Source organism: Treponema bryantii, from assembly GCF_900111035.1.
Taxonomy (GTDB): Bacteria; Spirochaetota; Spirochaetia; order Treponematales; family Treponemataceae; genus Treponema_D; species Treponema_D bryantii_C.
This window is the reverse complement of sequence record NZ_FOFU01000003.1, coordinates 310,480-332,722: the sequence shown is the minus strand read 5'-3', so window position 1 is coordinate 332,722 and position 22,243 is coordinate 310,480. Positions and strand designations below refer to the sequence as shown.

The 22,243-nt window shown below is 39.5% G+C and carries 17 protein-coding genes; 4 read left to right on the top strand and 13 right to left on the bottom strand.

Annotated elements, in window-relative coordinates; all coding sequences use genetic code 11:
* Window positions 1-5: 5 nt before the first annotated feature.
* The gene (locus tag BMY21_RS07855; protein WP_074642551.1) at window positions 6-1,016 is read right to left on the bottom strand and encodes a permease prefix domain 1-containing protein; all 1,011 of its coding nucleotides are present in this window, start codon (window positions 1,014-1,016) and stop codon (window positions 6-8) included.
* Between the two features lies 1 nt (window position 1,017).
* Window positions 1,018-1,353, bottom strand: a complete 336-nt coding sequence (locus tag BMY21_RS07850) for a PadR family transcriptional regulator (protein WP_074642549.1) — start codon at window positions 1,351-1,353, stop codon at window positions 1,018-1,020.
* A 157-nt stretch (window positions 1,354-1,510) separates the two neighbouring features.
* On the opposite strand from BMY21_RS07850, the gene BMY21_RS07845 reads away from it, so the two are divergent.
* Together BMY21_RS07845 and BMY21_RS07840 are read left to right on the top strand one after the other, a co-directional pair.
* A complete protein-coding gene (locus BMY21_RS07845; protein WP_074642547.1) occupies window positions 1,511-3,412 on the top strand; it encodes a hypothetical protein in 1,902 nt (633 codons plus the stop codon).
* A 238-nt stretch (window positions 3,413-3,650) separates the two neighbouring features.
* Complete coding sequence (locus BMY21_RS07840) at window positions 3,651-4,082, top strand: single-stranded DNA-binding protein (protein WP_074642544.1); 432 nt, start codon at window positions 3,651-3,653, stop codon at window positions 4,080-4,082.
* On the opposite strand, the gene BMY21_RS07835 is transcribed toward BMY21_RS07840, so the two are convergent.
* The 3 genes from BMY21_RS07835 to BMY21_RS07825 all read right to left on the bottom strand — a co-directional run bounded on the left by BMY21_RS07835 (window position 4,079) and on the right by BMY21_RS07825 (window position 8,418).
* Complete coding sequence (locus tag BMY21_RS07835) at window positions 4,079-6,352, bottom strand: U32 family peptidase (RefSeq protein ID WP_074642542.1); 2,274 nt, start codon at window positions 6,350-6,352, stop codon at window positions 4,079-4,081. The genes BMY21_RS07840 and BMY21_RS07835 overlap by 4 nt on opposite strands.
* A gap of 57 nt (window positions 6,353-6,409) precedes the next feature.
* Entirely contained in the window at window positions 6,410-7,570 is a 1,161-nt protein-coding gene (locus tag BMY21_RS07830) for a lipoprotein TP_1001-related protein (RefSeq protein ID WP_074642539.1), read from the bottom strand.
* Between the two features lie 143 nt (window positions 7,571-7,713).
* A complete protein-coding gene (locus tag BMY21_RS07825) occupies window positions 7,714-8,418 on the bottom strand; it encodes a DUF2259 domain-containing protein (RefSeq protein WP_074642537.1) in 705 nt (234 codons plus the stop codon).
* 96 nt (window positions 8,419-8,514) lie between these two features.
* Here BMY21_RS07825 and BMY21_RS07820 point away from each other — a divergent pair, with 96 nt between their 5' ends.
* Window positions 8,515-9,330 carry a hypothetical protein gene (locus tag BMY21_RS07820; protein WP_143064190.1) on the top strand — a complete coding sequence of 272 codons (816 nt, stop codon included), beginning with the start codon at window positions 8,515-8,517 and terminating at the stop codon, window positions 9,328-9,330.
* A 21-nt stretch (window positions 9,331-9,351) separates the two neighbouring features.
* Here the strand turns inward: BMY21_RS07820 and BMY21_RS07815 are convergent, their stop codons facing one another.
* Window positions 9,352-9,972, bottom strand: coding sequence for a diacylglycerol/polyprenol kinase family protein (locus BMY21_RS07815; RefSeq protein WP_074642533.1), 621 nt, complete (start codon window positions 9,970-9,972; stop codon window positions 9,352-9,354).
* A 17-nt stretch (window positions 9,973-9,989) separates the two neighbouring features.
* A complete protein-coding gene (flcA, locus tag BMY21_RS07810; RefSeq protein WP_074642531.1) occupies window positions 9,990-13,616 on the bottom strand; it encodes a periplasmic flagellar collar protein FlcA in 3,627 nt (1,208 codons plus the stop codon).
* A gap of 277 nt (window positions 13,617-13,893) precedes the next feature.
* On the opposite strand from flcA, the gene BMY21_RS07805 reads away from it, so the two are divergent.
* Window positions 13,894-14,613 carry an early set domain-containing protein gene (locus BMY21_RS07805; protein ID WP_074642528.1) on the top strand — a complete coding sequence of 240 codons (720 nt, stop codon included), beginning with the start codon at window positions 13,894-13,896 and terminating at the stop codon, window positions 14,611-14,613.
* Between the two features lie 31 nt (window positions 14,614-14,644).
* Here BMY21_RS07805 and ffh read toward each other — a convergent pair whose 3' ends face one another.
* From ffh to secD, 6 genes are all read right to left on the bottom strand, one after another.
* Entirely contained in the window at window positions 14,645-16,096 is a 1,452-nt protein-coding gene (gene ffh / locus BMY21_RS07800) for a signal recognition particle protein (protein ID WP_074642526.1), read from the bottom strand.
* A gap of 41 nt (window positions 16,097-16,137) precedes the next feature.
* On the bottom strand, window positions 16,138-17,187 hold the full coding sequence (locus tag BMY21_RS07795) for an NAD(P)H-dependent glycerol-3-phosphate dehydrogenase (protein WP_074642524.1): 1,050 nt from the start codon (window positions 17,185-17,187) through the stop codon (window positions 16,138-16,140).
* A gap of 72 nt (window positions 17,188-17,259) precedes the next feature.
* Window positions 17,260-17,703: a nucleoside-diphosphate kinase gene (gene ndk, locus BMY21_RS07790; protein WP_074642725.1), complete on the bottom strand. Its 444-nt coding sequence runs from the start codon at window positions 17,701-17,703 to the stop codon at window positions 17,260-17,262.
* A 289-nt stretch (window positions 17,704-17,992) separates the two neighbouring features.
* Entirely contained in the window at window positions 17,993-18,850 is an 858-nt protein-coding gene (gene ispH / locus BMY21_RS07785) for a 4-hydroxy-3-methylbut-2-enyl diphosphate reductase (RefSeq protein WP_074642723.1), read from the bottom strand.
* 418 nt (window positions 18,851-19,268) lie between these two features.
* The gene (gene secF / locus BMY21_RS07780; RefSeq protein ID WP_074642521.1) at window positions 19,269-20,489 is read right to left on the bottom strand and encodes a protein translocase subunit SecF; all 1,221 of its coding nucleotides are present in this window, start codon (window positions 20,487-20,489) and stop codon (window positions 19,269-19,271) included.
* Window positions 20,486-22,225 (bottom strand): protein translocase subunit SecD, encoded by a 1,740-nt coding sequence (gene secD, locus BMY21_RS07775; RefSeq protein WP_074642519.1) that lies wholly within the window; start codon window positions 22,223-22,225, stop codon window positions 20,486-20,488. Before secD ends, secF begins: the two co-directional genes overlap by 4 nt.
* Between the last annotated feature and the right edge of the window lie 18 nt (window positions 22,226-22,243).

Here is a 22,243-nt window from a genome sequence, read left to right as displayed (position 1 = left end):
AACTCCTATTCATCTTCTTTTTCTACAGATTTTTTATTTTCTTTTTCTGAAGGTTCAACTGCATAAATTGCCTTTATGATTGTATGTATTGCAGCTGCAACAGGCCAGATAAGCCAGGTAATATGCCATTGGAAAGTAAGGAAACTTACACAAAGGTAAATACAGGTAACTACAGACCAGTAAGCACTCAAAATAACTTTTACATTTTTATTTTCAATCATCTTATTATCTCCTTTTCCTATTTCATAAAACTCGATTTTCTCATTGATATTCAAAAGGTTGAGGTATGCTCTTTTCATTGATTTTGCAAAGACCATTAAAAATACTCCGGCTCCCACGAATACAAACAGCATTACTCCACCAAGCTCATCCATAAAACATCCGCCAAATTCATCAAAGATTACTGCCGGAATAAAACACAAAATACACAAGAGTACACCTACTGAAGAAAGTACACTGTAAGTTGGTGTAAAATCACGGATCTTATTTTTCAGATAATCGATGGAAATTGCATCTATACTGCATGGTTCGTTTTTAATATAACGCCATGGTTCCATAATTGTGGTTGTTAGACACATGAACATTACTCCGCAGCCAATAGCCAGGAACATCAGGACAACACCTATCTTTTCAGAAATATCTAATGTATCTGAAAGTATCGGAAAAATTACACTGATTATGAACAGACAGATTGCGGTTGATTTCATTATGATTGCTCTCTTTTTTGCAGCAAGGAAATCTGTTACTTCATCAAAAGAAAGTTTTCTACGCTGAACATCTGAATACTTTGTCTGATGCAGAATGTCTTTAATTCCAAGATCTTCTGCCAGATCTTCCAGATTACCAAAATTCTGAATTACATCACCAACTGCCTCATTTTCTGTTTTACCGCTTCTGATAAGCTCGGTATATTTGTCTTCCATCATCTGAAGAAGTTCAGATTTTGCACGCATGATTTTGTCTGTCTGCGGAAGTCCGCGGAACATTGATTCAAGATAGTTTCTAATCGTCTCCATTTTATCCCTCATTAGATATAAACTTCTCTACAACCTCTTTAGTGAGGTTCCACTCTTCACACTTCTCTTTGTAATAACTCCGTCCTTTATCTGTTATGCGGTAGTATGTTCTCCGTTTTCCATTTTCAGCATCCTGAGAATAGGATTCCACATAACCATTAGTTTCCATACGGGTAAAGGCTGAATAAAGGGTCGTTTCCTTTATGATGTACTTTTCCGCGGACAAGGACTTAATGTCTTTGGAAATTTCGTATCCGTACGAAGGCTTTTTCTGGAGTAAATACAAAATCATTGTGTCGTTATACCCTCGTATAACATCACTGCTGATTGATGTCATTTACAACCTCCGGTGATATAATACGACTGACGTTGCTTTGTTTGTCGTTGCAACGACTGTCGTACTACGTCTGACGTAGTATAATATAACGCACAAAATGCCTGCTGTCAACTAAAATGCTTTAAAAAAACAAACTTATGGTATAAAATATTCAATTATGGCAACAACATCTAATTTAAGTGCAATTATCCGCTACTATGCAGAAAAACAGAAATCCCCATTTATTGATTTAAAGGAGTTCTGTGCTTATGTAAAAAAATACGCAGAACATCATGTTGAAGAACAAAGTGAACTTGTAAAATATCTTGGAGACCCAAGCGGTACTGTAGTTGCTGAACTACAGGGACTTTCAGAAAAAAAACTTGTTGCCATTATCAATTCAAACAATAAAAAGACTATTGTTTCTATAACATTCCTTGCTTCCAAATATGCAAATCTCTATAAGGAAATGATGAAGAATGAGTCTATTCCTTATCCACAGGCTTCTGATCTTCCTAAACAGTTTCCAAATCAGGTGCTTGAGCATAAAGCAGCAAGTCAGTACATTCCTGCGATAATCGAAAAGGATAATTTAAAATCACCTTTACTCTATATTCTTGATTTTTCCCGTGACCTTCCATCTATGCTTATTCCTGCCTGTGTACCAATAAAGGCTTTACTTGATACAGCACAGCAGAAGGTTCGTAAAATCCTTAAAAAAGATGAATTCCATGATTACTTCCTAAAAAAGCTCAGAAGTACAAATCCTACAAAAGAAATCTCAATTAAGAATTTCTACACACATTTTGTTGATACAGAGAATTATCAGTTTGCAGAGTTTACAGACGGTGAAGATTACTATATCTGGAATCAGTCTCTTTACTATATCCGTCAGGATTTTGAAAAGATTCAGGACCGCACTGCTGAGGATACAAATGTTCTTCAGGCAGTTCAGATTCTTGAATTACACAGTTCTTATCTTAAAGAAAAATTCCAGAATGAACATAAACGTGAAGAAGCAATTAAAGAACTGGAATCAGCTCTTGCAAAGCCGCCATATTTCTATTCAATGCCTCAGATTCTCAAATTCCAGGATAACAACGGCCGCCTTCTTTACGGCCAGTACACAGAAGATGACCTTAAAAACTTCCTCCAGAAAATGACAACAGATGGAGAAGCAAATGAGCTTCCTCAGATTCTGGTATTTAAGGCTGAATCTGGAACCCGCTATTATGTTTACAAGAAAAAGGTAAGCCAGGTAGTTGTCCGACTTTGTAATGAAGCACATGAATCTGTTGAAAAAACTCTGGAAGATCACTGGTACGATGTTCTGCTTGATTTTGAACGACTTCCGGAAATGACAAATGCTTCAGAATTTGAAGCCTGCCTTCACGAGCTTGTAGAAAAGCATTCACCAATCCTCTACTCGCTTTTGAATGCAAACTTTATGAATATTCTTTCTTACGAAAATAATGAAGATAACCTTGATGGTTTCCGTCTTTTTGTTGATGGTAAGCTTTTGCCTTACAGCGATTTGCTCATGCTTAAGAATTCAAAAATCTATGCAAATGCAAAAGCACGGCTTCCATTCTACTATACGCTTCCTATAATCTCATGGATTATGAGCCTGTTCAGTGGAAAAAATAAAGAAAAGAAACGTTCTACATCAAGTGTTATTGTAGAGAAGAATCCATTTGAAGAGGAAGAGAAGAAACCAGACACAGGGCCTAAGAAAACTAAAACTCAAGCTCTTGCTGCAAATGCAAAAGAAATTGCACAAGACCTTGTTCCAGAAGGTTCTACTCTTGACCGAGAGTTGAATTACCTTACTAAGCAATGGAACAAAATGATTTCCAAGGAAGCTTACAATAATCTGACAGAAGATGTAAATGCCCTTATCCGCGATTATACAAGACGTGTTGTAAAAACACTTTCTGCAACTTCATTTACACGCGAGCGTGTAGAAAACCTTGCAAAGACTCTTGTAAACACACCGAACATGCAGAAAATCAAAGAAGACAAAGCACTTACAGAATATGTAATTCTTTATATGCTGCGTCTTGTAAGTAATTTCCAATAAGATCTAAGTCATCCCGACCTGAACTTGTTTCAAGGTCGGGATTTTTTTTATGCTGAAACAACTTCAGCATGACAAAATTCATCAAAAATCTAAATTTTTCTCATTTTTTAAACTTTTTTTTCAAAAATTTGGTCAAAAAAAACATATCGTGGCAATTATATAGGTGTACGGATTTTGTGTCCGATTTGTGATTGCCCGGCCGGAAATCATTTTAAAAACTTTACAAAGAGGTTGTTATATGAACAATTTAAATTCTTTGATTCTGGAAGGAAACCTTGTAAGAGATTCAGTTCTTTCTGAACCTGCACCAGGTTTTAAGAAATGTATGTTTACAATTGGCGTCAACCGTTTCTACAAGAACAGAAACAATCAGGATGTAAATGAAGCATCATTCTTTGATGTTGAAGCGTATGGAAATATGGCCGAATACTGCGGGGAAAAAGCTAAAAAGGGACGCGGTGTTCGTGTCGTAGGAAGACTTAAACAGGACACCTGGAAGGACAGTAATGGTAAGAGTACAAGCAAGGTGTACGTGGTTGCAGAACACATTGAGTATAAGCCTGTTAAAAAGACAGAGGCAGCGGAAGAAACCGCTGCCCCGGAACAGAAAGTTGAAGCAGAACAGGAAACTGCTCCAGCTCAGACAACTGAGGAGGAGGCAGTATTCTAGCGACGCTTGCCGCTGCCACCGCGGTTCGGTTTGCTATAACCACCACGGGCAGGCTTACCTGCTTTTTGTGCAGCGGCAACCTTACGCTCTGCAGCTCTTTCATTAGAAAGTCTGTATTCTTCCATTTGCTGAGGGGAATAGAAACCGTCTTTCCAGTTGAAACGTGAAACTCCTGGAAGCGGCTGACCTTTCAGCATGGAAGTTGTAATAGCCTTTATCTGACTGCGGGAAACCTTAGTCTTTGAGAAGTCTATAAGCAGACGCTTAAAGCCTGAACTTGTAATAAAGTCAGTTTTATCAGTAATAGCAAAAGGCTCTTCCGGCATAACAAAGGAACCGTCAGCTGTTGAGTTTACCTTGAATACAGAATTTTCCTTGTCTTCAAAATATGTAAAGTCATAATCAGAAGGAAGCTTAAAACGCATACGGAACAAAGCCGGATAAGCAAAAACCGGAACAAGTACACGGGCCCGGACATTCTGTTCCCAGGTTGCTTCAAGGTTACGGCGACTGTTTTCATATGGCATGATGAATGCACCAACATTCTGATTTTCAAGCCAGCTTACAGCCCAGCGGTTGAAGGTGTACAGATAAGGACCTGCAATAATATTTGTCTTAGTACCTTTAAGCATCTGAAGATGTGCTATATTGTTTGCAACAAAGTTCATGTAACCGTCTTCAATAAGGCGGTCAAGTTCTTCTTTGAGCTTATCTTCCTGTGCTGCAGAACAGAACGGATCAAGAGAAATATAAATCTGCTTTTTAGAGAAAGGCAGAACAGTTTTATGATTAAGCAGGTCGTAAGCAGTTTCGCTGTTGTATTCGAGAATAAGGCGGACAGGCTTAAGTCCCTGTACGGCAAATACATCCTGAACAGAAGAAACCTGAGCGTAGATTCCTTCAGGGAAGTAAGCAAGTTCTTTACCTGCAACTGGAGTTACATCAAGAACTGGAAGTCTTTCATCTTTAGGCTGTTTTCTGTAACGACCGAGGTCATTAGGAAGTACGCGGTTATAGCGTTTTGAACCGGCTTTAATCTGAAGAAGATATACTTCATCACCGATAGAGAAACCACTAGGAATATCAATCCAGCGCTCACCGTTATCCTGAACTTCAACAGAATGAACCTTATGGCTTACACGGCCGGTATCATCTTTTTTATGAAGACGGATTGAATCGCCTGGATCAGGATCATAAGAGCCGCCCTTAAGCAAAGCCATCTGAATATGCTTCTGTTCCAGAGGTACATCATCACTCATGTTTTCTACAATGGCTTCTACAAGTTCTCTTGGAGCTGCCTTAGTTGCAGAAATCTTTCCAAGATAAATACCGGTTCCACCAGCCTGATCCGGATTCAAAATAGCAGAAGCAGCATTATTTACACCGTCTTCAAGAGACTTAAATCCATACCAGTAAGAAGTCTTGCTGCGAGCAAAGTCAGAAGCAAGCATACGCTTACCTGCAGCAATAGCACCCTTCTTATCTTCTTTATAATGATCAATTACATAACGGTATGCAGAAACAACACTTCCTACATACTCTGCACTCTTCATGCGTCCTTCAATCTTGAAAGAATCAACACCGGCTTCAATTAAGTCCGGAATCTTTTCAATCAGTTCAAGATCACAAGGAGAAAAATAATACCCCTGTCGTACACCACCAGGAACTTCGGCAGTATAGAAACGACGGCAGGCCTGAGTACACATACCACGGTTAGCGGATTTTCCGCCAAGGAAGCTTGAGAAAAGACAGAGACCACTTTCACTTACACACAAAGCACCGTGTACAAAAACTTCAAGATCGGCACCAGTTTCTGTCTTGATTTTTTTGATTTCTTCAAGACCAAGCTCGCGGGCAAGAACCATGCGCTTTACACCGCAACCCTGTAAAAGTTTAACCGCAGAGGCACTCTCAACATTCATCTGAGTAGAAGCATGAAGTTCAAGATTTGGAAAGAACTCCTGAGCCATACGCATAATGGCATAATCCTGTACGATAAGACCGTCTGGTCCTACTTCATTCAGATAAGAGAGAAAACGATAAAGACGCTCTGTTTCGCGTTCTTCACAGACTGTATTTACAGTTACATAAACCTTCTTCTGTTTTTTATGAAGGCTCTCTACAGCCGCTTCAAACTGATTCCACGCAAAGTTGGAAGTTCGCATTCGCGCATTAAAGCTTTTGAGACCAAGATAAACAGCGTCCGCGCCTTCACCAATAGCGGCATCCAGAGATTCAATATTTCCCGCAGGGGCTAATAATTCTACCATACGGGAAACTTTAACATAAAAACGAGCTTTATTAAAGCGTTCCGGAAGTTTTGTAAATTACAGAGTTCCCGGACTCACATTTTTAACCATCCAGTTCTCAGGAAGCCGCTTCACCGGATACTCTGCCATGTCCTCAGAAAACTCTCCGGCCAAAGCACGAGTCTGCAATTCCTTTGCATCTTCGCGGCAAAAAGATTTCTGTGCAACAGAACCAAGTCCCGTATTTAATTCAACCTCAGAAACAGAAATATCCTCATAAATACCACTGTCAGCTACCTGAATAGCCATGGCCAGAAGATTCTTTTCCCACTCAGGAGCACCTTCTACAGCATACATAAAAGCATCCAGAAGAGAACCATCAACACTGTTTCTTATTACAATAATATCTGAATTATCACTAAGCCGGGCTTTAGAATTATCCGCCCAAAGATCCCTGACATTCTTTCCAGAATGAGGTGCCGTAGATTCATTTAAGTCTTCGTCTTCTGTGACACAACCGCTTCCTGCACTTCTCAAGTGAACAATAAAAACTTCACCAGCTTCTACAGTAAGAGGTGGAAAAACATATTTTTTTGATTCGCCATCTACAGCACTTACAAGCTCCAGCCCGCTAAGATTCCCGGAGGTAAGTGCCAGCAGTTCAACAAACTCACAGCGATAAGCATCTTCTTTATATTTCTTATACTTATTCTGAACCTCGGTCATAACAAGCTTTGGAAGATGAGAATTAAAACCTGTAAAAGGAACACAGAACGTGAGTGAGTTTCCAGCCTTATCTTCCACCGTACCAAATATTTCATAATCCTTTCCGATTTCATAATTCTCTAAAGCTGAATATGTAATGACACAACCATCTTCAGAAACCGAAAAGTCGGCTGCTATTTTTCCATACTCACCGGCAGCCGCTTTTATAGAAGGAGAAAGTTCCAGAGTTTCGGAATGCTCTGAAGAATCCGAAACCTCCGGTATTCTTTCTGATACTACAAAACTCTTTAAGTTTACCCGTTCAGAAAAATACATTTCCACAGTTTTTTCATCAAGCACACAGACATTTTCTAAAACCGGAGAAACATAGTCGCCGCCAACAAACAGAATCCCCTCTTCTGAAACCTTGCATGAAACAGGTACCACACACAATACAGTAACAGAAACAAGAACGACAGTCTGAATAAGAAGAATAAAGAAACTACCCCACTTACCAGAAAAAAACTTTTTCATAAAACCTCCTGGATTATCAGTTTTTACCTGATGTCCCTGACAACAAAAAAAGCACGGCTCCGGGGAGTCGTGCTTTTTCTCTATATATAATATAGGATAAACCTTAAGATTTTAGGAAGTTTTTCCAGAAAGAAAAAATCTTTTTAGAACTGTGCGGCTTCTATCATATATCTGATTGAAGTTCCTGTATCATCTTCCATCATTTTTTCAATTACAAAAATCAGATTACGTTCTGATTTATCACAGAATATGCGTTCGATTTTATAATTTGTAACGCCCTTTCTGTTAATTCCTGGATTACCGATTTTGCGGCTCATAATTACTTCACCATTGGCATCTCTTTTTTCCAGCATGATATAGAAAGATGAGCGGGCATTCTTACCGCTTCCATTTACAGTTGGATAGAGTCTGATATGGTAAACATCTGCATTATCAAGATCAGCACTTCTGAAATCTTTAAATACAATTTCATCAGTTCCTGTTTTATTTACATCATCAAGAATATAAAGTACATGATCCAGATTAGCCGGCTCACACTTCAAATCCTTGAAATAATAAAAGCTTTTTCCTTCAAGTGCTTCAAATACATCGCGGCCATTTTTATCTGCTGTTACTGCAGAAGGCTTTGTTTTGAAAACGCCATTATCAGTATAGTCATTTGCAGCAATATCTACCTGATAGAGTTCTGCCCAGCCCTGGAATTTTTTGTCGGTCTTACCATACTGACCGAATACATAATATTTTCCGTCCTCAGAAAATCCCTTATCAACAAAGGTAGCAACATCACCTGCAGAAAGAGCTGTAAGCCCAAGAATCATAATCAGGCCGCAAACAAATGTCTTTTTCATTATAAAAATCCTCCCAAAAGAATTCTTTCCTCATTAAATTTTCGGAATAAAAACTAAACTCTTTACTATTATTTGTCTTCACTGTATCTTTAAATTATGACTATAAGATTCAGAAACCGAATGACCCTTATCTTCTTTATTATTACTCTTTCATATTCCCTGCTTTGCAGTGTTCTCACTCTATATCAGTTTCTTTTTAATGGAATTAGTCTTCCAGAAATTTATACAAAGTCTCTTTCAGATGCCTTTCTTTTACGTTATAACCCGATCTGGGTTTATTCAGGCATTTTTCTCCTGATGCTTTATATCTGCATTACTTCTATTATTATCTATCACAGTTTTGAAAAAACACAGGCACCAGATATTGTTTTCTTTTTAATGTTTTTAATTGCCTGCCTTTGTGATACTACCCGTATCTTAGTTCCTGCATTCCATTTATCAGGCAGTTTTTCTCACTTCACTTTGAAAATCGGAAATATCCATCTGTTTGCCCGTCTGCTTGCCCCTCTTGCACTGATGGGAAATACAGTAATGAGTACTGATGATTTTCGTCAGAGTACAGACCGTAATTCAATTATTCTGATTATAGTTGCTTTGTTTTTCGCAGAAGTGATCCCTCTGAATACAGCAATCATTCTTCCTAACTACTGCATTTCCTATGGCTATGTTAGGGCTATAAGAATTTTCTGCTGTCTAACCTGTACAATGAGCACAATAAATCTTTTTGTAATAAACAGAAAAAATGAATATAAACAGATTATGACAATTGGTTTTATTCTATTGTGTATTGGTTATACTTTGATTTTCTACTGCTACAATATTCTCACACTGATTTCTGGAATATTACTTTTAGGTATCGGAACTTATCTGTATCTGAATGAAGTTCACAAACACTACCTGTGGATTGATTAACAGCAGGCTGTACTTGCCGACTTATATAAGACCACTATAAATCAATCCAATAACCGGTGGAATAATCAGGTTATCAAAATCAGAAAGTGGCAGAACCTCAATAAACATTGCACAAAGAGCTGTAATTAAAGAAACAAGACAATTACCGCAGCAGCAGAAGGTTGAAATAAACACAGCAAAAAAGCAGGTAAGACTACCGGCTGCAGTTTTTCCATGAGCACCTGGAATTGTGATTTTTCCGAAAAGTTTTCCCATCAGACTTGCAAGCCCATCTCCAAATGCCAATGCAAAAATACCGACTCTTGCACAATCCAGAGGAAGCAGAAGTGCTGCAATAAGAATTCCACAGGCAAGTGTTACAGGGCCCAATACAAAACGATTTTCATCACGCTTACGGGCTGCAATTTCTGTAATCTTTGAAATAAGAGGAATATTTATACCCTTAGCACGAAGAAGTTCACTGATAGTATAAACAACAATGGCCAGAATCAGTAAAGCAATTACAGGCCAGTAAGCAAATCCCAGAAAAAGAGGAACAAAGCTGGAGCAGATATGAATAGATTTTCTGAACAGTTCCTTAAAGATTGCGTTGAGGCGCTGTCTTGCTATGATTCCTTCGACTGTATTTCTCTGAGTTTGCATATTCGTTATCCTACACTCTAAAGACGCTCATTATCAAGCAGTGTCTTTGAAATGTCAGTATAGATAGATGGCTCAAACTCCGGAATTGGATGTGTAATATATTTAATATTCTGTTCAGCAAGATTGCTGCCTTCAAGACGAAGCATTGTTTCCTGATTACGGGTAAGAGCATCCCATGCACGAACTGACTGGCTCAACTGTACAATAGCCTGTGCATTCAGAGCTGAATTACCAGTTCTCTTTGCAAGTTTATACAGTGTAACACCGTAGTTATTTGCTGCGTAAAGATATGTATTGATTAAATCATAATCCTTTACATTTGCCTGAGGAAGTACAAGACCTGTTTCTATAACCTCTGCCTCAAGCTCATCAAGCAGCTGATCGTAATATCCCTGTGCCGCATACTCATCACCACGAAGATAAAGAGTATTTGCCATAGCGAGCATGAGATTTCTTTCTTTTATATTTCCATCTCCAGACTTCATAAATGCGCCTAAAGCTTCCATATAATTCTTTTTCTTATACTGAATATAACCAATCCTATAACGGATAGAAGGATTATCGTTTTCAAGTTCAACTGAATACTTGTAATTAAACAGAGCGTCATCATAGTCGCCGGAAATGGTATACTTAATATTTCCCATATCCTCGTATAACTTTCCGATTCCTGGAGTTCCTTCAAAGCCTGCATTATCACGCTCAGTTGTAAACAAAGAAATACCTTCTGCAAACTGCTCCTGAGCCTGAAGATAATCGTTTGTACCAATATAATGCTCACCAAGAAGACGATATGAGTCTATGTACTTGTAAAGGTCGCGCTTCTTCATTGAAGGTACTGTGTTAAACTTTTCAATAGCTCTCTGAAGTGTTGCTTCAATAGAAGCTGTTTCATTTGTCTTGAGGAAGTATTTTGCAAGATTGTACTGAGCAATCGGGTTATTTGGATTTGTCTTAACGGCCCTCAAAAGAAGTCCACGGAGGCCTTCAATTTCATAACGCAGATATTCTTCTGATGGAGCAAGGTCTCCATAATACTTATCGAGAAGGTAACCACTGAGTTCTGTCCAGTCTTCTGAACCAAGAGACTTCTCGCGCTTTTCAAAGTTTTTCTGCATCTGAATTACTTCGCGCAGATTATCTGTACGGATAAAGTAACGCATCATGCGAGACATATAGAGGTCAGTAGGTTTATAAAGCTGAATAAGGTTTGCATACTGCTCGCGAGCAAGTTCAAGCTTTGCAGGATCTTTTTCTGTACCCCACTCCAGGAATACATCACCAAGTTTTAAAATACCATCTGCATCATTTATATGATAATCAAGAACTTCACGGCGTACTATTTCTTCTGCACGTTCATAGTTTGCAAGATCATTGAGTTCCATATCAGCATATTCAAGACCAGCCATCTTATCATGCTTAAAGAAGAAAAGAATATTCTGATACATCTTTCCTGCACGCTGATACTGCTTATGTTCACGGTAGCCGCGGGCATAGCGGAAGAACCACTTCTTGTTTATGCGTTTTTTAACAGCTTCCTCAAAACGCATTTCTGCCTGAGGATATTCATCTGCCTGAAGTAAAGCATATCCCTGTTTATAGAGGGAATTAGCTTTTATTGGTCTGTAAATACAGTAATCTGTAAACTTAATAAGTCCCCAGCCTACAATTGTAAGAAGAAGTCCAAGGAGGATTCCCGGAATAATCTTGTTTCTAAGCTGATATGAAAGAGACTTCTTATATGCTTCATATTCTGCTGCGGTTCTGTGCTCAAAGTCACGTGGAATCGGAATAGAAGTATCGAGCATCTTCTCAAGCATACCGGCTACCTGGCGTGCAGGTGCCTTGTTGAGAATCTTTTCTATGATTTCGAATTCAGCGTCATCTGTAAATTCATCCTGAACAATAAAGTCTTCAAATGCAAGACGTACGTTCAGCGGATATTCAGCAAGATTTGCAAGGAATGTTTTATACTGTTCGTCTGAAAGAGTATTTGGTGGCAGTTCTTCTGCTTCTTCTGCGCCAGAAAAATCTGCTACCGGAAGCTCCTTTGTTCTTCTACCTCTTCCCTTAGGCTTATCCTTACTGCTTACAAGCTTAGTTTTTGAACCTTTTTCTTCTTTGGCTGTTGTAACATCTGAGAAACCAGGAATCTCAAATTCTCCTTCCATTGCAAAGTCGTCGTGAGAACCAAATTCAAAGTCTCCGTCTCCACCTGCACTTATCTGGGAATCAGTATCCTGGATGCCAAAGTCCATTCCTTCCATTTCGGAAGTATCGAATACTTCAAGAGGAGTATTTTCTTCACCTTCTGCTTCTGAATCAGAAGTTTCATCATCAAGTCCGGCAGTATCATCAAAATCAGGAATTTCGTCTTCTGCAGAAAACTCTGTTGAAGCTAAACCTGTATCACCAGCTAAATCAAAATCTCCGGCATCAAAAAGTCCGGCAGGAATTCCACTGTCTTCTTCTGAAGTTTCTTCTGCTACAGCAGCATTATCAGGAGCATCAAAATCAAGATTTCCAAGTTCTTCAAGACCAATTGATCCGTTTGAAGAGCTTTCCTCTGAAGCTGTATCTTCTGTTATAGAATCAGCCGCAGGCTCTGTAATATCTGTATCTGCAACATCTGAAATATCCGGTAAATCAAAAGATTCCAGGCCATCTGAAGAAGAAGTTTCTGCTGCAGGAGTTTCAGATTCAAAAGATTCCGGTTCATCTTCATCAAAATTATCAGGAGGTAATGAATCAAAATCGTCAGCAGGAAGAGCTTCTGATTCTGAAGCTGTTTCAGAGCTGTCTGTCTCCGGGAGATCCGGCATATCAAAATCAAAATCGCCGGCAGGAAGCGTATCACTAAAGTCTTCCTGAGGTGCAGTCTCTTCAATTGAATCAGACTGAGGTTCCTCTAAAGGCTCCATATCGTCTAAAGCCTCAGGTTCACCTAAAGCTTCAGGCTCATCTAAAGGCGCAATATCATCTAAAGCTTCAGGTTCTTCTAAAGGTTCTGCATCATCAAGAGCTTCTGGTTCTGCTTCAGTGACAGGCTCTGGCTCAGGTTCTGGCTGTGTTCCAATATCATCTAAATCTGGAATATCTTCAAAATTGTCTAAATCAATTTCAGGCTCTGCATCTTCCGAAGATTCCTCTTCTTCAGATGTTTCTTCCGGTTCATCAAAGCCACCACCAGCAAGCAGGGCATCAAGGCCCATATCGGCAATTGAAACTTCTTCAGGTTCTTCTTCAATGATTTCTTCCGGTTCTTCTTCCGGCTCATCAAACATTGAAAGATCCGGCATTCCTGCATCATCAGAAGCAGTTTCTGTTACAACCGGATTCAAAAGTGCAGACATATCCGGAGCTTCAAAACTTGGGGCTGGCTCGTTTTCTTTTGATTTATCTGTAGATGCGGTTGGATTTACAAGGGCAGTTAAATCTGAAAGGTCTTCATCTGCTGAAGATGTATCAACCTCTACCTCAATCTCTGGCATACCAAGAACAAAGTCTTCTGAGTCGTTTTTATCTTCAATTTCTTTTGGAATCTCAATTTTTACAGGCTTTTCACCACGGATGGCTCGGAGATTTATCTCGTCACCTAGTGAAAGAAGATCACTGCTGAATTTTTTAAGCTGACTTAATCCTGGCATACTACTTTAATTTTACCCCACAACCCTTGTAAATTACAAGTATAATATACTTCTTATATGAACGGATGATTTTTGTTTTGACTTAAGGGAAATATAATAAATAAGAAAAACAACGAAATCTTATATTTTTATTTCCGCTCGCGGGAATAAAAATATCAAAACCGTATATCTTTGCAATATTCCGAAAAATCTAAACTAAAATCATAATCACAGAATCAATATTATACTTGTATTTACTTTCACTAAACTCCCCGTCTCAGATTCCGATAATCAGAGTATGAAAAAGCTTATTTTACTCTTGATTGCGGGGATGGGGCTTTTGGTAGCGCCGCTGTTTGCCGCTGAGATAACAAATTATCAGAATTTTGAGCTTGATACACTTTTGCATGGAATTGACAAGCCGGGAGCTCCTGTAGTCACCGACGACTATATTATTTTCACAGCAGATACAAAGCATCGCTTTGTTGGAATTGCTTTTGATTTTGAAGAATACAAGGTAATTCATCCATTCCAGATTCTCACCCAGAAAGATGATGAAGAAAAAGTCAGCCGTAAACATATGTTCTACGTTTACAAAAGACAGCATAAGTTTACAGAACTAAGATATCGACTTGTTTTTGACGGGCTGTGGACAACAGATCCTCTGAATCCAAACAAAGAATATGACCAGAATGTAAATCTGTATTTTTCGAAGCTGGACAACCTTGGAAGCATAAATGTGTATACAGAATCTCCAAAAAACGACTATGCACACTTTATATACAAAGGAGAAACAGGACAGAAAGTAAATCTTGCAGGAACCTTTACAAACTGGGATCCATGGATTTACGAAATGGTCGAAACTGCACCAGGGCTTTATGAACTTGAACTGCCGCTTCCGGCTGGAAAATATTATTACAACTACTATATTGGTTTAACACCGGTACTAGATAACACAAATCCACAGAAGATTTATACACATGACGGCCGAAGCGCCAGTGTACTGACTGTTAAGTAAAAAAATCGGCAGGTTAACCTGCCGATTTTTTTTATCTGAACTTCTTAGCCATTTCCATCAGTTTTTTCATGTCCATACCTTTGAGGGCACTTGGATCTAATCCACCTGGAAGACCACCGGCTCCACCGAGACCTCCCATACCGCCCATCATACTTGGATCAAGGCCGAGCTGGTTCATCATCTTACCCTGCATTCCTTTGTTACGGCTTACTTTCTTCATCATAAGCTTTGTCTTTTCAAACTGCTTTAAGAGTTTGTTTACATCTGCAACAGAAGTACCACTACCCTTTGCAATTCGCTTACGACGGCTAGGACCAATAATAAGATGGTTCAGACGCTCTTTATAAGTCATACTCTGAATGATGGCTTCGTTTTTCTTCATGCTTGAAAGATCCATCTGAGAAGCGTCCATTCCGCTCATTCCAGGAATCATATCGATAATAGACTGCATGCTGCCCATCTTCTTAACCTGCTGGAACTGTTCAAGATAATCCTGAAGAGTAAACTCATTACGCTGAAGCTTCTTCTGCATTTTGAGTGCTGCTTCGGCATCAACTGTTTCCTGTGCTTTTTCAACGAGAGATACAACATCTCCCATACCAAGGATACGAGAAGCAATTCGTTCAGGATGGAAAACTTCAAAATCTTCTGTTTTTTCACCGGTACCAATAAAGAGGATTGGTTTACCTGTAATTGTTTTAAGAGAAAGAGCCGCACCACCGCGGGCATCTGAGTCGAACTTTGTAAGGATTACACCGGTAAGGCCAAGCTGCTCGTCAAATGTCTTTGCAATATCAACTGCGTTCTGACCAGTCATTGCGTCGGCAACAAGCAGAACTTCTACAGGACCTGTTGCCTTTTTGATTTTTACGAGCTCAGCCATCATCTCTTCATCAATCTGAAGACGACCGGCAGTATCGATAATAATTGTATCGTAACCGTTTTTGCGTGCAAAAGAAATTGCATCTTCTGCATTCTTTACGGCATTTTTAGAATCTTCTTTGTAAACAGGAACACCAATTTTTTCACCGAGCTGAGAAAGCTGTTCTACAGCCGCTGGACGTACTAAGTCACAGGCTGCAAGAAGTGGCTTTCTTCCCTCTTTCAAAAGGCGCGCTGCAAGCTTATGGGCAGCGGTAGTTTTACCGGCACCCTGAAGACCGAGCATCAAAATTACAGACTGAGTATCTGGTCCTTTAAGATGTAGATCAACCTTGGTATCTCCAAGCATTGAAACCATCTTGTCATAGATGATTTTTGTAAACTGCTGGCCTGGATCTACAGACTTAAGAACTTTTTCTCCCTTTGCTTCTTCAATAGTTGAATTAACAAAGCGGCGTACAACACGAAGATTTACATCGGCCTCAAGGAGTGCCATTTTAATTTCTTCAACAGCATCCTCAATGTTCTTTTCTGTGATTGTAGATTTTCCACTCAGCTTCTTAACAATTCCGCTGAAAGTACCAGTAATTTTCTCTAACATTCTTAAACCTCAATAAGTTGCTCGATTATTCCCACTCTGATTTACATACTGATTAAATTTTTTAAAATTTCCAGAGCAGTAGCTTCTTTGTTAAGCACCTTATAAAGTGCATCACAAATAGGAAGTTTCAAATCTTTTTTCTTTGCAATTTCATGAACGTATTTACAGGCAATTGCTCCCTCAGGAAGATATCCAATCTTTGATACATTAGCAATCAAATCATCAATATCTTTAAACTTAGAAAGCATATCTGTTTTAATTATATCCTGTCCAAAACGACGGTTTCGACCATACTTACTCTTACAAGTAACATCAAGATCACCAACTCCAGAAATTGAAGTAAAGGTTTCTGCATGAGTTGCACCCATTGCAAAACCTAAAGTCTGAATTTCATTTAATCCTGCAGCAAGCAGAAGGCTTTCTGCATTGTCACCAAAAACATCTGAAGTTTCTGCCATAGCATCAACAGCACCATAAACAGCAGCAACAACGTTTTTAGCAGCAGCACAAATCTGAACGCCAATTACGTCAAAACTTGAGAATACCATAAGTCCTGGAACCTTCAGAAGCTCACGTACACGAATAGAATTCTTTGGATTAAGAGAAGCTGCAACGAGACCTGTAAGTTTACCCATTGCAACTTCTTCTGCATGACTAGGACCTGCAACATATACAGTGCAGTCCTTATATACTTCTGGAAGAACTGATTCCATTGTTTCTAGAATCAGCTTTGGACCTTCTGCAGAAGGCACGAAACCTTTTGTAACTGCAGTTATAACTGTAGAACCGTCTGCAATATTTGGAACATTAACTATCTGTGAAATAGTCTTAGCCAGAAAAAGTGATGGAGAAGCAATAATCAGAAACTCTTTTCCAGTTGCAACTTCAGTAATATCATTTGAACAAGTGATTGAATCTTCCAGTTTATAACCAGGAAGAAACTGTTTATTTTCATGTTCGTTGTTAATCTGATCAGCGACTTCTTTTTCAAAGGCCCAGATCTGAACCTTATGACCACCACGTGCGAGAGCCTGTGCAAGTCCGGTTCCCCATGCACCACCACCGATTACACCTACTGTTTTCTCAGACATATATCTTTCCTACTACAAAACATTCCCAATTTATCGCTCAGGCACAGCCTTCGCTCTGAGGCGTATTTTAGGCTAGTACCAGCCATCCTCGCAGTCAGCCCAGTCATAGAGTTCTTCTGGCTTGAACCAGAGATTGATTTCGCGCTCTGCGCTTTCATCACTGTCTGAAGCGTGGATAATATTTCTGTCTGTGTGAATACAGTAATCACCACGGATTGTTCCTGGGTTTGCTTCTGTAGGCTTTGTAGCACCTACTACTTTTCTCATAAGAGTTACACAGTCATCAGCCTGCCATACCATTGCAATTACAGGACCTGATGTAACATAACTAACTAAATCATTGTAGAAAGGTTTTCCATCATGCTCTGCATAGTGTTTACCAGCGAGATCTTCGCTAACGTGCATCATCTTCAAACCAACAAGTTTGAATCCTTTCTTTTCAAGGCGCTCAATAACTTCGCCTACTAAACGGCGGTTGATTACGCCGGGTTTTAACATTGTGAAACATCTACTCATAATATTTTGATTATATAGGAAGAAGGATTTGTATTCAATATATATTATTTTCTGAAATCTTGAAAAATAAAAATGGTCCATATCAAAAATAAAACCAGAAATTGCGGGTCCCAGCGACGGCAAAACTGAAAAAGCAATCTCCCAGGGTCCCATCGCGCCTCATTCTGGCTTCGCCAGAATAATTGCGCAACCCTGGGGCCCTCTTTTTCATTTTGCCTGCGTCCCACAATTTCTGGTTTTATTTTTGAAATTTTCAGTCTTCTAAGAACATCTTCCTATATAATCATAATCAGTTAGCGGACAGGAGGAAGGATTCTACTTCATCTATGATACTATCGGGGGTACTGGCGCCGGCGGTTATTCCTATGGTGTTTAGTTTATAAAAATCTGAGGGGATTTCGGCGGCGGTTTGGACGTGAATGGCTTGTTTGCAGTTGGCTGCAGCAGTCTGATAGAGGCGTTTGGTATTTGCGGAGTTCTTGCCGCCGATAACGATTACGCCATCTACTTTTTTGCACAATTCAAGCAACGCTTCCTGGCGTTCGCTGGTAGCGGGACAGATAGTGTTCATCACTGCAAGATTTTTGAATTTTGAACGGAACAATGATTCTATTTTTTCGAACTCTTTTGGACTGTAAGTAGTCTGGCTTAAAAGAATTACGTTTTTGTTTTCTGAATCTTTAATGTCAAAAGACTCGGCTTCGGTATAGTCCTGAATCTGGCTGAAGTTTTCGCCTGCGTAGCCGGCTATTCCTATTACTTCACCGTGATTTCTGTCGCCTGTAAGTACTACATAATCATTCTGATTTGAATAACGTTCTACCATTTTCTGACTGGCTTTTACGCGGGGACAGGTAGCATCTATGATTGTACATTTTTTAGCTTCTAAGGCATCTGTAACAGAAGGAGCAACTCCGTGTGCACGGATGATTACTACAGATTCTGAAGGAATCTCCCCTACCTGCTGTTCATCTACAGTAATTAAGCCTTTATCACTCAGAGCACGCAATGCGTTTTCGTTATGAATAAGAGGTCCCAGAGAATATACAGTTTTATCTTTATTTTCAGCTAACGCCTTCTCCGCCAACTCAACAGCACGGCGCACACCAAAGCAAAATCCTAAAACAGAAGCACGTACAATTTCCATAAGAGCAGAATACACATTTACACACAAAATGTCGAGGATAGAAAAAAAAGCAGCTTACGTTCCGTATTAAAGAAGTAATCAAATTTTGGCGCGAGGGAGCGGATTTGCAGGGCAAAATGACTTTGTTTGTGGCTGCCGCGAGAGCGGCAGTATAATAGTTTCTATACCACAAACAACGTCAAGCGCAATATTGCGCGTTTTTGACCTGTAAATACGAGACCGGAAGCCAATATAACGATTAAATAGTCTATTGCGAGTACAATTCTTTATTTTTCTCTCCTCGAAGAGATTTCGTTAAATAAAAAAGCCCTGCTCTTATTCGAACAGGACCTTGTAAATGTCAGTAAAATGGTAAAGCTAAAAATTGCTTTCGCAATTTTTTTAACGCTTTGCTATTTATCACCGGCCGCCAGCGGCCTTACTCATCTTCGTCAGCACGAACATGCTTAAGAGAATGGTGAACACCAAATTCTGGTTTCCAGTTCTTTCTTGAAGCACTGATGAATGCGCTTGAAATGAAGATTGATGAGTACATACCACAAATCAATCCGACAATCATTGCAAGTGAGAAGTCCTTGATGCTTCCTGTTGTGAATACGAACAGAGAAACAACAGCGAACAATGTTGTAATAGTTGTCAAAACAGAACGTGTGAATGTATCAGAAAGAGACTTGTTCAAAATCTCATTGAAAGTCTTAGCTTCTGGCATCATCTTGAGGTTATAGCGAACGCGGTCGAGAATTACGACAGTAGCGTTGATAGAGTAACCTACGATTGTAAGAACAGCTGCAAGAACAGTTGTTGAGAATTCAATCTGAGTCCAGATGATGAATGTGAACATAATCAATGTATCGTGAAGCAAAGCAATTACCGAACCGAGAGCGAAGTCCCAGTGGAAGCGGATTGTTGCATAGAGCCAGATAAGTCCAACTACAGCAATGAACATGATGATAGACTTAATTGTTGTGTTCTTTGACATACCAGCACCAATGAAGTCTGTCTTTACGATTGCAACCTTCTCTTTTCCAAAAGCCTTAAAGAGCTTTTCATTGATAGAAGTCTGAATCTCGTTCTGTGCATCACCTTCGCTAACACCCATACGAATCTGATAAGAAGCATCAGCTCCAGTACCAAGCTGTTTGATGTTTCCACCAGCTTCTCCAAGAGCGTTACGAATATCATTTGTAGTAACTTCAGAAGTTCCTGCAGGATAGATATAGATAGGTGTAGTTGAAAGCTGATTTGTAACAGCAGAGTTCAAGAACAATTTTGTAGAATCATATGAACCGTTCTTTACAGTCATTGTAACATTGCTGATTTTGTTTACTTCAGCAGCAACATCTGCAACTGTCTTTGCAACAGCAAAGTTGATAGAACGAGTTTCGTTGTCAGCACCAGTACCAGAAATGATGATATCCATCTGACCAGCAGAAAGATCCATAGATACTTTTGCAGCACCATTATAAGTAATTTCGGCAACAGGATTTGCTACACGAACTTCCTCAATAAGACCTGGACGGAAATCAAGACCAAGATTGATTCCTTTTACAAAGAAACCAACAATACCAAGTGCGATGATTACACAACTGAAAATAGCAGCTGGGATAAATCCCTTATTAAAGTTTAATGTCTTTTTCATTGTTTAATCCCCCAACCAATGCTTACTTTCTTAGCATGGAGAACCTCTGTATCGAAGTCGAACATAAGACGTGATACGAAGAGAGCTGTGAATACAGATGAAACAACACCAATTGCAAGAGATACAGCGAATCCCTGGATAGAACCAGTTCCAAGCTGACTCAAGAAGATTGCAGCGATGAATGTTGTAATGTTAGAGTCCATAATAGCCCAGAATGCATTGTCAAATCCCATTGCAATAGCAGCTGGACGGCTCTTACCCTGACGAAGCTCTTCTTTGATACGTTCAAAAATAAGTACGTTAGCATCAACGGCCATACCGATTGTAAGAATCATACCGGCAATTGATGAAAGTGTAAGAGTAAGGTTGAAAGCAGAAAGGATAGAGAACATCATAAAGAGGTTCAAAACCTGTGCAACAACAGCGTTAATACCAGAAGCCTTGTAGTAAATCAACATGAAGATAAGGATGAGACCAAGACCAAGAAGGATAGCCTTTGCACCAGCACGGATTGAATCTTCACCAAGTGAAGCTCCGATAACCTGCTGACTTTCTACCTCGAGAGGAACGTTAAGCCAGGCTGTCTGAAGAACCTTCTTAATATTGTCTGCTTCTTCGTAGCTGAAACCACCAGAAAGTGATACTGAACCACCTGTGATAGCTGTCTGAATACGAGCGTTAGATTTAACCTTGTTATCACTTACGATTGCAAGATTATCACCAACATGAGCACCTGTGAAATCACCAAAAATTACAGCACCTTCGCTGTCGAGGTTGAAGTGAACCTCAGGCTGGTTTGTGAATTCATCTGAACCAACGATAGCAGATTTAACATGCTGACCATCGAGAGCGATTTCCTTCTTTACAACAACCCAGTCATAGCGTTCATCAAGACCATATTCATCTTTTCTATATTCTCCGAAAACTTCGCAGTCATCAGGAATTACAGATGGGTCCATCAATTCGCCAAGAGCATTGAAGGTATTTGCAGGGTTCTGAGCATAGTATGCTTTGAAGGCATTTGTTGCTTCTGTATCAACGAGACGGAAGTTCAAAATACCCTTACCCATAATCAATGTATTGATTGCGTCTGCCTGAGCAGCACCAGGAATTTCGATGTAGATTCTGTCATCGCCCTGCTGGCGGATAACAGGAGAAGTAAGACCAAACTTGTCGATACGGCTTGAAAGGTTTTCAATAGCATTAGCCATTGCTTCTTTCTTGAAATCAGATGCATTTTCTGAAGCAACTGCATCACCCATAGAAGCAAGAGCTGCATCAAGATCAGCCTTTACGATAATATTCATACCACCTGAGAGGTCAAGTCCAAGCTTTACAGAATTTTCATAATACTTTTTAGCTTTAAGAATCTGCTCGCGATAACGAGTCTGGAAAACAGTCAAAAAGTCAAGTTCACTGTCATAAGCAGAAAGAACATCTTTCCATGTAAGCTCTGCAGGAGCTTTCTTATCAAGAGTCTTGTATCTCTTGTTTACATCTTTCTTAAGCCAAGCATATTCGTCAGTAAGTGTTGCTGACAAATCCATTTTTTTAATTGCGCGTACATCTTCTGCGGCTTTGAGTTCAGCATAATTCTTAATATTTTCTGTTGAACCTAAAGCAAGCTGCTGCATTTCCTTTGGTGTTCTTCCATACCAGCTGATTGAAGGCCAGAGGAAAACGAAACAAAGAGCTAAAACAGCCAGCAGAACCAATAAACGAGTTCTCTTGTTCATTTTATTATAAACTCCAAT